The 12,967-nt window shown below is 58.4% G+C and carries 21 protein-coding genes and 1 pseudogene; 13 read left to right on the top strand and 9 right to left on the bottom strand.

Annotated elements, in window-relative coordinates; translation table 11 throughout:
- Nucleotides 1-62: 62 nt before the first annotated feature.
- Nucleotides 63-242, top strand: a pseudogene (locus A9O65_RS10055) (transposase); the annotation flags it as partial.
- A gap of 236 nt (nt 243-478) precedes the next feature.
- On the opposite strand, the gene A9O65_RS10050 reads toward A9O65_RS10055, so the two are convergent.
- From A9O65_RS10050 to A9O65_RS10040, 7 genes are all read right to left on the bottom strand, one after another.
- Nucleotides 479-826: a LexA family protein gene (locus A9O65_RS10050; protein WP_139180640.1), complete on the bottom strand. Its 348-nt coding sequence runs from the start codon at nt 824-826 to the stop codon at nt 479-481.
- Nucleotides 827-945: 119 nt separating this feature from the next.
- The gene (locus A9O65_RS17235) at nt 946-1,464 is read right to left on the bottom strand and encodes a hypothetical protein (RefSeq protein ID WP_139180641.1); all 519 of its coding nucleotides are present in this window, start codon (nt 1,462-1,464) and stop codon (nt 946-948) included.
- Between the two features lie 11 nt (nt 1,465-1,475).
- Nucleotides 1,476-2,012, bottom strand: a complete 537-nt coding sequence (locus A9O65_RS17230) for a hypothetical protein (RefSeq protein WP_139180642.1) — start codon at nt 2,010-2,012, stop codon at nt 1,476-1,478.
- 18 nt (nt 2,013-2,030) lie between these two features.
- The gene (locus A9O65_RS17225) at nt 2,031-2,540 is read right to left on the bottom strand and encodes a hypothetical protein (RefSeq protein ID WP_139180643.1); all 510 of its coding nucleotides are present in this window, start codon (nt 2,538-2,540) and stop codon (nt 2,031-2,033) included.
- Between the two features lie 59 nt (nt 2,541-2,599).
- A complete protein-coding gene (locus A9O65_RS17220) occupies nt 2,600-3,190 on the bottom strand; it encodes a hypothetical protein (RefSeq protein ID WP_139180644.1) in 591 nt (196 codons plus the stop codon).
- A gap of 133 nt (nt 3,191-3,323) precedes the next feature.
- A complete protein-coding gene (locus A9O65_RS10045; protein ID WP_064702048.1) occupies nt 3,324-3,704 on the bottom strand; it encodes a hypothetical protein in 381 nt (126 codons plus the stop codon).
- A 93-nt stretch (nt 3,705-3,797) separates the two neighbouring features.
- Nucleotides 3,798-4,481: an XRE family transcriptional regulator gene (locus tag A9O65_RS10040; RefSeq protein WP_064702047.1), complete on the bottom strand. Its 684-nt coding sequence runs from the start codon at nt 4,479-4,481 to the stop codon at nt 3,798-3,800.
- A gap of 48 nt (nt 4,482-4,529) precedes the next feature.
- On the opposite strand from A9O65_RS10040, the gene A9O65_RS17585 reads away from it, so the two are divergent.
- From A9O65_RS17585 to A9O65_RS09995, 11 genes are all read left to right on the top strand, one after another.
- Entirely contained in the window at nt 4,530-4,898 is a 369-nt protein-coding gene (locus A9O65_RS17585; RefSeq protein WP_369691740.1) for a DNA-binding protein, read from the top strand.
- A complete protein-coding gene (locus tag A9O65_RS10035) occupies nt 4,826-5,029 on the top strand; it encodes a hypothetical protein (RefSeq protein WP_064702046.1) in 204 nt (67 codons plus the stop codon). Before A9O65_RS17585 ends, A9O65_RS10035 begins: the two co-directional genes overlap by 73 nt.
- 35 nt (nt 5,030-5,064) lie before the next feature.
- Nucleotides 5,065-5,271, top strand: a complete 207-nt coding sequence (locus A9O65_RS10030) for a hypothetical protein (protein WP_064702045.1) — start codon at nt 5,065-5,067, stop codon at nt 5,269-5,271.
- Complete coding sequence (locus tag A9O65_RS17580; RefSeq protein ID WP_369691739.1) at nt 5,175-5,513, top strand: ogr/Delta-like zinc finger family protein; 339 nt, start codon at nt 5,175-5,177, stop codon at nt 5,511-5,513. The genes A9O65_RS10030 and A9O65_RS17580 overlap by 97 nt, the downstream gene beginning before the upstream one ends.
- A gap of 8 nt (nt 5,514-5,521) precedes the next feature.
- Nucleotides 5,522-5,938 (top strand): hypothetical protein, encoded by a 417-nt coding sequence (locus tag A9O65_RS10025; RefSeq protein ID WP_064702044.1) that lies wholly within the window; start codon nt 5,522-5,524, stop codon nt 5,936-5,938.
- 28 nt (nt 5,939-5,966) lie between these two features.
- Nucleotides 5,967-6,386, top strand: a complete 420-nt coding sequence (locus A9O65_RS10020) for a P-loop NTPase family protein (protein WP_064702043.1) — start codon at nt 5,967-5,969, stop codon at nt 6,384-6,386.
- A complete protein-coding gene (locus A9O65_RS10015; RefSeq protein ID WP_064702042.1) occupies nt 6,386-6,571 on the top strand; it encodes a hypothetical protein in 186 nt (61 codons plus the stop codon). Before A9O65_RS10020 ends, A9O65_RS10015 begins: the two co-directional genes overlap by 1 nt.
- Nucleotides 6,568-8,850: a replication endonuclease gene (locus tag A9O65_RS10010; RefSeq protein WP_064702041.1), complete on the top strand. Its 2,283-nt coding sequence runs from the start codon at nt 6,568-6,570 to the stop codon at nt 8,848-8,850. Before A9O65_RS10015 ends, A9O65_RS10010 begins: the two co-directional genes overlap by 4 nt.
- A gap of 17 nt (nt 8,851-8,867) precedes the next feature.
- Complete coding sequence (locus A9O65_RS10005; protein ID WP_064702040.1) at nt 8,868-9,083, top strand: hypothetical protein; 216 nt, start codon at nt 8,868-8,870, stop codon at nt 9,081-9,083.
- A complete protein-coding gene (locus A9O65_RS10000) occupies nt 9,076-9,291 on the top strand; it encodes a TraR/DksA C4-type zinc finger protein (protein ID WP_064702039.1) in 216 nt (71 codons plus the stop codon). The genes A9O65_RS10005 and A9O65_RS10000 overlap by 8 nt, the downstream gene beginning before the upstream one ends.
- Nucleotides 9,292-9,375: 84 nt before the next feature.
- Nucleotides 9,376-9,633: a pyocin activator PrtN family protein gene (locus tag A9O65_RS09995; protein WP_064702038.1), complete on the top strand. Its 258-nt coding sequence runs from the start codon at nt 9,376-9,378 to the stop codon at nt 9,631-9,633.
- A 4-nt stretch (nt 9,634-9,637) separates the two neighbouring features.
- Here A9O65_RS09995 and A9O65_RS09990 read toward each other — a convergent pair whose 3' ends face one another.
- On the bottom strand, nt 9,638-10,588 hold the full coding sequence (locus A9O65_RS09990) for a tyrosine-type recombinase/integrase (protein WP_082920157.1): 951 nt from the start codon (nt 10,586-10,588) through the stop codon (nt 9,638-9,640).
- 221 nt (nt 10,589-10,809) lie between these two features.
- Between A9O65_RS09990 and dusA the strand changes: the two genes are divergently transcribed.
- A complete protein-coding gene (gene dusA, locus A9O65_RS09985) occupies nt 10,810-11,853 on the top strand; it encodes a tRNA dihydrouridine(20/20a) synthase DusA (protein WP_074749285.1) in 1,044 nt (347 codons plus the stop codon).
- 12 nt (nt 11,854-11,865) lie between these two features.
- Here the strand turns inward: dusA and A9O65_RS09980 are convergent, their stop codons facing one another.
- Complete coding sequence (locus A9O65_RS09980) at nt 11,866-12,897, bottom strand: succinylglutamate desuccinylase/aspartoacylase family protein (RefSeq protein ID WP_064702035.1); 1,032 nt, start codon at nt 12,895-12,897, stop codon at nt 11,866-11,868.
- Between the last annotated feature and the right edge of the window lie 70 nt (nt 12,898-12,967).

Here is a 12,967-nt window from a genome sequence, read left to right as displayed (position 1 = left end):
GTTTATCTAAGGTTTTAGTTCTTTGGTCGGTTGTGACTTGAGCATGGCTAGTGGAAGAGAAGCTCTGGGGCATTCTCAACGCCATGCGGCTGAGAGTTTCCAACGGGCTGGCCGAGGCATTAAACGGCAAGATTCGGGGACTGAGAGTCAGGGCCAAGGGATACCGCAGCAAAGCACGTTTCAAGACGGCGATCCTGTTTCATTTCGGCGGGCTGGAAATGACACCTAACCCACTGAAATAGATGAAGAGCCGGTTTTATTCAGTGCACGAATTGCGTAGGGGAAGGAAGGCCTCTCTGGGCGTGTGACGCCTGTACACCGCCAGGTCTCCCTGGACACCGAAGGAGTGCTAGCCCTGAGAGACTAAGCGTTTTCAGGCTACTAGAGCCCTTGTCGCCACCCCAAGGGACTCTCATAGGGCTCCGGGACAGGCAATCACATGGGCATTTAATCAATCTCGGGTATCTACTGCAATCCTTTACAGACCATATTGCCTAGCCTGACTCACCACTACGCCCCTCAGGTCCGACTGCCGGGCCCAGAGCGACTCCCGCGGCCCGGCGGTGGGAATCAGCCTCATCCGCCCGCCGATCCGGTGGCTCTTGAACAGCCGCTGCTCGCCATCCAGTTCCATCACCACCAGGTCATCGTGTTGAGCAGGCTTCTGCTCGTCGACCACCAATAGATCACCTTCCATTAGCGGGCCACCCCCGCCGGCGTCTTCGCTTACCTCTACCAAGTAGCAGGTTGGCGTGAAACGTGTCAGATCATAACCTTCCAGCGCAGGATGATCGATACCCAGACACGCCGGGCCCAAGTAGTTCACTCGCATCTTTTCCCTGCCAGTTCATTCACCCTTCAGTTTCGCCCTCTACCGAGCTCCGCCACTCGTTGAGAGCTCCGGAGAGGAGCTATAAAGAGCGAAGCAACCACACATTTCATGATTCAAGAGTCATTCTTGACACGTTCCTTTCTCACTTTATCACGAATTCTTTGCAAAAGATGAAAATTCTTCTCAACAACCACAGAGATAGAGTTTATTTGTGCAAATGTTAGAAAAAGAGCAGCAGCGACTGACAAGGACTTTAATACACTCACTTCAATCCCAAAATAGGTATAAGCTTTTAAAATCGGGAGCGCCACCTTAATGACAATCACACTAACGATAACAACCGAGGATAGCAAAACTATCTGAAAAAGTTCAGAGAGATAATTGGCATCTTTAACAGACTCATTAAGAGTCTGCGTTACATCTTCCCTATCATGATGGCCAACGTCTTTTATCGCATTAGGGTAAATTATGGCAATCCAAGCCCCTATAATTGCAAAAATTATGGAGGAAACATTAAGCAGTACTGACAGAATTTCTGAAAAGTCTTCTCTAGAAAATTCTTCCAGCCGTCCATGTGTTGCCCAACCCAGCAGCGCTGCCACAGCAAACCCGATTAGCAATCGAAGAAACATGACGAGCCCCCCTATGGCAAAGACTTCCTTTTCTTATTCACTGCCTGATATAGATCTTCAGCATCAATAAAACCAGTATAGCTTTTGGAGAACTCCAAGTCTACTTCTTCCCTAACAGCATTCCCAAGAAACGAGATGGACTGAGACTCGTTAGTTACAGCAGAAAGCCCTATGAGATCGCCATTCTCAAATGCCTCCAAAGCTTTTTCATGAAGATCAACAACCTCTTCTTTAGTCGGCCTCCAAGAGATTTCGCTTTTATACCGCACACTAGTATAGCTTCTTGTTTTTGATCCTAGCCCCTGAAAAATCCCATACTTAAAAACCTTCGCTTCCTTAAATCTCTCAGCTGAAGTCTTTTCCTCGCCAGCATCTGATGCCATCAGGAATTTTTCAGTCCTTCTCAACCTAGTTATCTTATCAAGATTCTCAATTAGAAGAGGAAGTGTGTTGCCACTTTTAAGTATAGAAAAACTTACTCTCGGCTGCACATTTGGCACAACATTTTTTACATCCCCATCAGGCGCATACCCATGAACTGAATTCACAAGATCTTTCTCACCAACTTAGTCTTTTGTAACAGCAACCCACTTCCCAGCCCGATGGCGCATAAAGCCATCAACATAGTTTTCCAGATTCGACTTCCCTCTTTCAGAATGATCAAAAAGCAAAGCTATCAATGAATTATCATGAAACCGAAACCAGAAATAAATTGGAAAACCCGGGATATATTTTTTTATATCAAAAGTATTCTTCTGAACCTCACCTGCTGCTCCAGGCTGGTCAGACCGAGGAAGCCCATAGATATCACCTTTATTAGAGTTCACTTCCTTCCATAGCACTACGACCGCCTCATTAGAGGCTGCATCGTAATATCCATCAACAAAATAGGTTTGTTTAGGAGTAGTTCTCAACCCAGTAGCATATGTGAATGTATTTTCTATAGCGGAAGTCCCCTTTCCCCACCGGATAAGCTCTTCCACAACCTCTTTTGGGGAGGGGAAACCCGTCGCAGGCACCCTACCATTTTTATAATGACAACTATTTATTCTATATGCCGTAGCTGTCACTTCCATATTTACAACTTTCCTGCGCATAAAACACCTTCCCCACCAATGACCAGCAATAGACTTTCTTAAATTTCTTCCCAGTCTGCTTCTATACGAAGCGCTTCTGCCAAGACTAGGTCAGCATAATCTTCACCAAACCCATTAAACCTATATTCTTTTCTCTCTTTTAAATCTAAGACCCTGCAACTCTCGACCGGGACTTCGCATGATTCACTAACCAAAAAACAAATATAATTCGCTCTACGCTGAGACATTCTTTCCGCTCCACTAAAGTGGAGCTTTATTAGCCGATCTTCACCATTCACCCTATAAAACAGCTCCGGATTACATCTTACTCTCGTTGAGCTGACAGTATAGACCCCCACCTTAGGGTCATAATGATAGATATTTTTACCTTCAGCCCATCTGATGAAGCTGAGCGCTATCGCTTTATAATTAGACCTCTTTTTCTCATCGACACCTTCAGCATAATTCCGAAGATCCTTGAACGTTCGATTATGCTTAAAAAGCCCCTTGATTTTTTCTCTAAGAGGTCGATAGTAATCCTTGTACGGCCTGTACTCGCCTTTGTTCTTATATTTTTTCTCTTTTCCCTTCTTTCTTCTTGGATCAATAACTGCCAGGTAAGAAAACTCTGCCACTGTTAGTTCTGGCATACCCCCTCCCTGTATCCATCTAAGCTATTTGTTAAAAAAACCCACCCAATCTTCACACATCCCCCCAAAACCTCTACTTCGCGCATTTTGTCGGGGCAAATCATCCAGGGCTAGTAGTTTTCAACAACCGAATTCAGCTCATATCAGCCCAGCCCATCATGATGAGCAGCATAGCGGCAGATTCATTGACCTTTTGATTCGCAAACATCTTGCGGTTAGCGGCCTCGTCGGCTTCAGGCTTGAACATGTCATCAAGCTGAGAAACGAGTGTTTCAGCAAGCGGGCGAATATCGGCAACGCCGTTGATTTTGTTCGCAATTTCGGGCTTCAAGCTCCCCTGCTGATAGGCGGCGGCTAGCAGGTCCCCGGCCGTAGCTAGCTTGTTGGCGTGGCTGGCGTCTTGCCACTCCAAGGCAGACTCGTTGTGTAGAGTTCCATTTTCATACCACTCGGCGGCGAAGGCTTGTGGGGTGGCCACCAATAGAAGTGCGGCCAGCAGGAGGGTCTTTTTCATCTCTGTTCCCTTACGTAAAAAAACAGCCCTCTGATGGGGCTTTTGGGTCATGTCAGGCGCGTTATTGCAATATTGCAATAACGCGCCTCACGGCTAAAAAATCTTGCCGATTCGGACTTCACACCGGCCCAAGATCTGCACCTCGCGCATCTGCTCGGGGCGGATCATCTCGGGCTGGTAGTGCTCGTTATCGCTGATCAGGTACAGCGCGCCACCGGCCAGGCGCTGCACCCGCTTGATACGGCGTTCGCCGCTGATCATCAGCAGGAATACCCCTTCCTGACGAAAGTCGGTATCGCCCAGGTTGACCAGTACCCAGTCGCCGTCGGCCAGGGTGGTTTCCATGGAATCACCGCGCACCTTAATGCCGGCGACCTGCTCGGGGCTGATCCCCATCGACGTGAGCTGTGCCTCCGGGAAGTAAATCTGACCTTCCACGCGCTCCTGCTCCAACGAGCGGCCGGCACCGGCTGCACCCTCCACGTCATAAAGATTTACCTCAGCAAACCCAGGACCAGGGGTGTTGGTGGCAGGAATCGGTGTGCCGTCCGTAACGCGATAGGCGGCACCTGCCTGATCCAGCATTGAATCCAAACGAATGCCTTCAATTACATACCTTATATCGACACCCGCAGACGCTACTGCTGAGAGGTAGTCCGCCTTCGGGCTGCGCTTATCGCTTTCATAGAGCATCTGGGTGTTCTTCGTGATGCCAGCGATGTCACCAAGCTCGGTCTGGGAGAGCTTTAATCGGGCTCGCTCTTCACGCAAACGCATCCCAATAGAATCCATTAGATTTCACTTTCCCGTTGACAATGGAATCATATGATTCCACTATTGAAATCACACGCACACACACAGGACCACACTATGCCCCGGCCCATGACTCGCGAGCAAGCGAGGGCGGAGCTGAACCGGCGCGGTATGACAGTCGCCGGCTTCTGCCGCGCTCACGACCTCAACCAGAACCTGGTCTACGACCTGCTGGCCGGCCGCAAGAAGGGACTGCGGGGCGAGGCCCACCGTGCTGCTGTGCTACTCGGCATCAAGGATGGCGTCATCGATGGTGTCGAGGATTTCCCCCTAAGTCCGATCGCTGAGCCGAACAAGGAACTGCCGCCATGTATCAGGACGTCAAGCGCATTCGCACCCGCTATGCCGCCATCAACCTCGATGAACAGGAACGCAAGCTGATCGATGCCCTGGTGGAGTACACCGGCGAATCGAAAGCCACCCTGCTGCGCCAGTTGGTGCTCAAGGAAGCGCTCGAAACGCTGGGCGCCGGCGACCTGTATGCCTCCACTCTCGCTCAGCGCGCCCAATGAGGGCAGGCCCAAAAAAGGTCCCCAAGGAGCACCGCATGCCGCGAACGCCCGACGAAATGCGCCTGCCGCTGGACGCCGAGCTCGAGCAATACCTCGAGGCCGTGTGTGACAGCGAAGGGCTCGAATCGCTCGACCAGGCTGCGGAGTGGCTACTGCGTCGACGCCTGCGCAAGGGCACCACCGGCCTCACCGGACGCCGCCGTGCCATCTACCCCGTCCATCAACCAGGAGGTCATCGGTGAGGATCACCTGCCCGCACTGCGATGAACGTGCCATCACACGCACCAGCCGGCGGCCGCTCCCGGTCTTCTACGAGGTCTTTGCCCAGTGCACCAATCCGCACTGCAGTTGGAGCGGCAAATTGCAGGTGGAGTTCGTCACTACAACCAACCCCAGCCGGACACCTCGGGACGACATCAATATCCCGGTCGAGCCGGCGTCACGACGAGCTCTGATCGAGCAACTCACACCTACGCAAAGCTGAGGTACCCCATGACGCTCAACATCCATCACGGTGCCGCCCTAGGCGGTAACGGCCAGGCCCCGCACCTCGAGCCCGCCAATCTGGCCACCGCCAGGCTCTGGCAACACCAGACCATGCGTCGCTGCGATGCCATCCAGGACAGCATCGAGCACCTGGTTACCGAGAGTGGCTTGACCGAAAGCATCGCCGAGGACGCCACCCTGCAGGCCTTCGCCGAGCTCGAAGGGATCAACAAACATCACCGCATCGACGTCGATGCCAGTACATCGCGCCTGCTGATCATCCGAACGCCTGCCGGCGAGCGCGTCGCGCTCACCATTACCGATCTGCTGGCCCTGGTTGCGCCAACGTCCCTGGCCGAGAAGGGCCTCACATTTCAGCCCGTTGGCCGCCGCCTGCTGGTCCTCGACCGCGCTGAACACTGAACTCAAGACGTTCCGGGGAGGTAACCGCATGTCTGCCGATATTCGACCGTTTCCCGCACCGGCCCGGTCAAGTGCTGAACCCGTCCAGCAGGACCGTGGCGAATGGGGTGCCTTGCGCGCCGAACTGCATAGCCGCTGCGCCGACGAGGACCTCGCCGCGCTCTGGGCCGATCTCGCTATCGGCGAGCGCCGCACGCTGCTAGCCAGTGCCCGCATGTCGGCTGACCCCCGCGTGGCCATCCATGATCTGCCCAAGTCAGCCCGCGATGCTCTACGTGCCGCCATCGAGCGTATGAGCCAGTACGCCGGCCGGCTGCGTGGACACCTCGCCGGCAACCGTCCACACCCAAGCCGCGAACTTGCCGGCCACGCCCGACAGGCGTTGGCCGAAGGCAACACCGAAGCGGCCCTGCACTGGCTGGCCATCATCGAACGCGGGGTGGCGTGATGATCAACCAGACCATGCTGAGCCTCTGGAATGGCCACCGGGATATGCGGCGTATCGCCGATCAGTTGCGTCGGGCTGGCCAATACGCGGCCGCCAATGACTTCGAGAGTGCTGCCGAAAAGCTCGCAAAGCAGTTGATCAGCGTCGAATCCATCATCGGCAAGCACCTCCAGGAGTCAGCATGACTGCGCTCGAGCAATCCAGGCAGTTCGGTACCGCCGAATGTGTGACGTGGCGCGGGCGTATCTTCGAGGCCCTGCCGACCTTGGCCGAGGATCTGGCCAACGGTTTCGTCTACATTGCCAAGCGCCACGGCAATGCCGCCGGCAATACTTGGCTGCGCCGCAACACGCAGGATCTCGTCGATCCTGGCCACATTTACCGCCGCTTCGCGCCGATCGCCAGCGACCTCGAGCGCGGGGCCACCTCCCTGCAGCGCCTCGAGCCGACCACTATCCAGGGCATCCAGTCGGCCTGTCGCTGGCTGGCCAGTATCGAGCAGCGCCTCACCGTCGGTGGCCTCAACGCCAGTCACGATGATGACGCTCTGGTCAGCTACGCCGAAGCCCAGGCCCGCGCCGCCGAGGACGAACGCCAGAAGCTCATTGGGAGCATCAGCGACTACAACCGTCGCCGTCGCTTTGGCCTGTTGCCGCCGGCGCTGCCCGAGGTCACGCCCCTGGGCGAGACGCTCTCGCAGCAGGTTCGCGACTACCAGGAACACCTCGCCCGCTCGCGTAACGCGCTGTCGCCAATGATGCCCTGCGTGCCGCTGCTGGCCGTTTTCCGCTGGCACTATCGCCCGCCGATGAGCCTCAGCGTGGCCAATCACATGGCCCTCAAGGCAGCCCGTCGGCGCGCCGCCGCCCACGGCATCGAGGCACCGCCCCGGCGTCTGGACGAGTCGGTCCAACTGGCCAAGCTTACCTGCTCGCAGTGGTGGCGCCGCAAGCTGCGACGCACCGCCGGTCGCCGCCTCGAGCAGGTGCAGCGCGAAGCCCATCGCGTTCACAAGCGCGCCGGCATCTACTGCAGCGACATGACGGTCGAGCGCCGCCGCTCCCAGAAAGTCCGCAACCGCGCTCTGTTGGAAACTCTCGAGGCCATCAACCAGGACGGCCAGGTCTATACCCTCGCCGAGCTGGCCGAACTGGGCCTAGCCAATCCCGATCACCGCCGTGCCGAACTGATGCTGCGCATCAACGACACCGAGGCCGAGTCCCGACGCCTCGGGCACATCGGCATGTTCTACACCATCACCACACCGAGCCGCTTCCACCCGGTGCTGTCGCGCAACACACGGCGCAACCGCAAGTATGACGGTTCCACCCCGCGCGAGGCTCAACAGTACCTGCAAGCGCTGTGGGCCAAAGCTCGCGCCAAGCTGGCTCGCGAGGGGCTCAGAGTCTACGGCATTCGCGTAGTCGAGCCCCATCACGACGGCACCCCGCACTGGCACCTGCTGCTCTGGATGCAGCCAGGTGCCGAGGCTCGCGTGACAGAGATCCTGCGCGAATACGCCGAGGCCGAGTCCCCGGAAGAACTGCTCGACCGCTGGGGCCACAAGACCACCGCCCGCTTTGATGTCGAAAAGATCGACTACACGAAAGGGACGGCGGCTGGCTACGTCGCCAAGTACATCTCGAAGAACATCAACGGCGAGCAGTTCGCCCGCGATGGCGTCGAGGGCGACCACCAGGACCGCTACGGCCACGACCTCAGCGAGAGTGCCCCGCGCATCGAGGCCTGGGCGACCACCTGGGGCATCCGCCAGTTCCAGTTCCAGGGCCTGCCCAGCGTCACTGTCTGGCGGGAGGTTCGTCGCCTCACCGAGCAGCAGGAAGAGCAATTACGCCAGTGGGAGGAGGCCACCCGGCCCACGCCCCAGGCTGCTGCTCAGTTCACAGAAATTCGCCAGGCCGCCAACGCCGGCCAGTGGGATCAATTCTTGCGCCTCATGGGCGGTCCCAACACACCGCGCCGTGACCAGCCTATCAAACCCTGGCGCGTCACGCGCATGGATACCCAGCGCGACGAGTTCAGCCATGCCACAGGTGAGGTCGATCAGGGCCTCGAGGCGCGCGGGCGTTACGGCGAAACCGTCCAGACCACCTGGGGCCTCGTCGTCAACGACGGACGCGGCCGCCAGGCCGAATACCTCACCCGGCTGTTTCGCTGGGAGATTCGCCCCCGCCACCAGCGGGCGGAGGGTCAGGGAGCCGGCGCCCCTTGGACTTGTGTCAATAACTGTACGGGGGTGGATATCACGCCCCGCCAGCCCTCACCGGAGGTGCTCGCTGAACAGGTCCAGCGATTCGAAGCATGGCGCCAGAGCGAGGAGGTTCGCGCCATCGAGGAAGACGCGGCCTTCGAGGCCCGAGAAGTTCGCGCCGCCGCCCGGCGGCTATTCCAACCACCACCGCCACCCGCGCAGGAAGAATGCTTCCCGCCGGAGTTGTGCTGATAAAAACGGAGGACGACATGCGCAGGAAACGCATCGATCAAGGCGCCCCACGCGGCACCCTGCAGGACGCCGGCGAGCTCGCCGTGCTCACAGAGAATAGCGGCCAGGTACACCACCGGCATGCCATCGTCATCGCCTTCGACAGCGAGGACGAGTTGCGAAAGGCCATCATCGATCACCGATGTGCGTACCGCGATGGCCAACGGGTACAGGAGATCAAGGCCAATGGCTGATAACGCCGACTTCGCCACCGACCTGCTGGAACGACGCATGGAAAGCGCCCTCGCCCACCGCCGACTGCCACCTGCCCCGGCCGCCAACGACGAGTGCGAAGAGTGCGGCGACGAGATCCCTGCGGCCCGACGCGAGGCCGCGCCCTGGGCCAACACTTGCATCGAGTGTCAGGAGATCAACGAACGGAAACGCCGTCATGTCCGATAAACGCTTGCCCCGCGGCGTTACTACCGGCGCCGTATTCAAAAAAATCACGCAATGCTTCCAACATTGCCAAAGGAGGCCCCAACGATGAACACCTACTTCGGACTACTGGCGGAGTTCGACGGTCGCAGCGAGCTTCCTCTCGACGAGGTTGCCCCCCGCTACTTCGGCATCAGCGCCCGAACCGCCAGCACCCGAGCCGGCGCCCAAGCCCTACCGGTGCCCACCTACCGTGCCGGTGACTCCCAGAAATCCCCCTGGCTGGTCAGCGCGGTGGATCTCGCTGAGTACCTTGACGAGAAGCGGGCCGAGGCGCACAAGATGTGGCAGCGCGTTAATACGTGATTGATCAGGCGCCCGGGGACTGACGCAACGCCAAGTTTTCCGGGCGCAGATGCGTGTACCTTTTCAGCACATCCCAGCTCTCATGCAGTGTGAACTGTTGCACTTCGACTATCTCGTAACCCGCTTCAAAGAGCCGAGATGTCGCCTCATGTCGCAGGTCATGAAAGCGTAGATCTTCTATTCCGCAGGCGGCGCACGCCGCCCGCCAGCGGGTTCCGATCGACTTTCCGTTGTAGGGAAAGATCCTCTCCTCACCCTGTGTCCGCGGCTGTCTTTGGATGATGGCCATGGCCTCGTAGCTCAGCTTGAAGCGCTTGTGGTTGCCCCACTTCTGTCGTGGGTGCTTGGCATCACGTACCCAACACGTCATGGCCTTCTCGTCGAGATCCTCCCAAGTGAGGCGGGTGATCTCCTCCTGGCGCCTCGAGGAGGCAATAGCGAAGTCCATGATGTCTTCCATGGGAATGATTGCGCTGGGCCGAATCCGCTGCGAGCGGCGGAAGTAGGCTCGGATTTGTTCGATCTCCTCACCCGTTGGCCGTCGATCCCGGGAACCCGGCCGGGAAACCAATCCTTTGCTGCGCATCAACAGCTTGGCCGACTCGAACTCGTTGAGCTCCACTGGCATCTTCCAAGCCGCCGCAGCCGTCTTGAGGATGATGCCCAGCCAGGTGATGTCTTGGTTGATCGTCGAAGGCTTGATGCCGCTGTTCCGACGTATCACGGCGTGCTCGATGATCTGCTCGCTTGTCAGGTCGGTGACCTGCACCCTAGCGATCGGGAAGCGCAGTAGTTGCTGGATGGTAGCCCGTTTGGAACGGCCAGCGTCCTGGGCAAACTCATGGATGTAGCGTTCGATAGCATCGCCCAAGGTCACACCCCGCCATTTCGCCGAAAGGACCCCACCAGGGCTGTTCAGTTCGAGTTCACGACGTTTGGCCCACTCCTCTGCCATCGCCTTCCTAGGGAACGTTCTCGACTCGGAAAAGTCTGGTTGTCCACGTCGAGAAATGCGGATCTGTGCTAGGTATGAGAAACTGCCGTCCTTTCGCCGACGCTTCCTGATCGTCGCCACGCGGGCCCTCCTGATGTACCAAATTGCCAAGGCCCCGTGTGCCAAATCTGTACCAACACATGGCGAAAAACAGGGCAAAACCACTGTAAATATGAACAGTCATGAATGATATGGCAACCGCCACAACCGGTATGAATACTGACACCGCGCGCCCGGAGCTAGATAGGACTTTCTCCGTCGCGCCTATGATGGATTGGACCACCCGCGATTACCGCGCCTTCGCTCGCACCCTGACACGTCGTGCCCTGCTCTATACCGAGATGGTCACGACCGGGGCTATCCTGCATGGTTCACCGCGGGTGCGCTTTCTGGGGTTTGATGCCGTCGAGCATCCATTGGCCCTGCAACTGGGCGGCAGCGATGCCGGCGAGCTCGCCGAGTGCGCCGCCATTGCCGAGGCATGGGGCTATGACGAGGTCAACCTCAACGTGGGCTGTCCCAGCGACCGCGTACAGAACAACCTGATCGGCGCCTGCCTGATGGCCTACCCCGACAAGGTCGCCGCGGCGGTCAAGGCGATGCAAGCAGCCGTCTCTATTCCAGTGACCGTAAAATGCCGCATCGGCATCGACGATCAGGATGAAGACGCCGACCTCGCACACTTCATCCAGCACGTCGCCGATGCCGGCTGCAACACCTTCATCGTGCACGCACGCAAGGCCTGGCTGGAAGGGCTCTCCCCCAAGCAGAACCGTGACGTGCCACCTCTCAACTATCCGCGCATTCACCGCCTGAAGGCTCAGCACCCCGAGCTGCACATCGGGTTGAACGGCGGCCTCAAGACCCTGGACGATTGCCTCGGGCAGCTTGATCACGTCGACAGCGTGATGGTCGGTCGCGAAGCCTATCAGAACCCTTGGCTACTGGCGTCGGTGGATTCCCGCCTGTACGACCAGCCGGATCCGGCGGAGAGCCGGCACGCGGCGGCGCGTGCGCTGCGCCCCTACATCGCCCGCCGGCTCGAGGAAGGCGCCCGACTCAATCACCTCACCCGCCATCTCCTGGGGCTGTTCCAGGGCTGCCCGGGAGGTCGACGTTTCCGGCGTCATCTGTCCGAAAACGCTCACCGTGACGGCGCCGGCCTGGCGGTGTTCGACGATGCCCTGGGCCTGGTGGCCGAGGACCAGCCTGCCCTGGCAAGCTGATCGCGTCCTTGCTCAGTAGAGCGAGTCCGGTGGCGGCTCCAGGCTCGACTGGAAGGTTTCCACGGCGTTCTCGGCCTCCTCTATGACATCGAAGCGTGCGATATGGAACAACGCCTCGCCCTCATTGACCAGCGGCAGACGCCCCATCCCGATGACGATGCCATCAGCCATCGACAGCACCTCGCCCTCGGCATTGCCGAAAGGATCGGCGACGCGCCCCAGCCGCTCACCCTTGGCCACCCTCGCACCTAGGCGCACCTGGGGGCGCAGGATGCCGTCGATCGGGGCTCTCGCCCAACTCGAGCCGGTTGCCAGCTCCGCCACCGGAGGGGTACGACGCCGATGCTCGCCACTGAGCATGCCGAGGCGGCGCATCACTCTCAGCACGCCACGCACGCCTGGCGTGATCGCCCATTCGTCGAAACGCAGCGCCTCGCCAGCTTCGTAGGTCAATACCGGCGTGCCACGATTCTGCGCATAATGTCGCAGGCTGCCTTCCCGCAATTCCGCATTGAGGATGATCGGCGCGCCGAAGGCGCTGGCCATGCGCTCTGTCTCGTCATTCGACCCCAACTGAGCCCGGATCTGCGGCAAATTGGTGCGATGGATGGCACCGGTGTGCAAATCGATGATATGGGTTGCCTGATCGACGATCTGCTCGCGGAACAGTGCCGCCACCCGACCACCCAGCGAGCCCGATTCGCTCCCCGGAAAGCATCGGTTCAGATCGCGCCGGTCCGGCAGGTATCGGCTGTGTTGCACGAATCCGAACACATTGACGATGGGAACGGCGATCAGAGTGCCCCGCAACCGTGCCAGTTGCCGCGAGCGCAACAGGCGTCGCACGATCTCCACCCCATTGATCTCGTCGCCATGAATACCGCCACACACCAGCAGCACCGGCCCTGCTTGCCGGCCATGCACGATCTCGACGGGAATGTACAAGGGAGCATGGGTGTAAAGCCTGGCCACGGGCACATCGATTTGCTGCCGGGTCCCGGGGGCTACACGCATATCGGCCATTTCGAAGGGAGCGCGCGCCATCGTCGGTCCTTGTCTGATGGAAGAAGGTTCTGCTTCGCCTTATACACGCAACGCGCATCAAGGGCGAGTC

The organism is Halomonas caseinilytica, assembly GCF_001662305.1.
GTDB classification, from domain to species: domain Bacteria; phylum Pseudomonadota; class Gammaproteobacteria; order Pseudomonadales; family Halomonadaceae; genus Halomonas; species Halomonas caseinilytica.
This window is presented reverse-complemented; position numbering and strand designations above follow the sequence as displayed.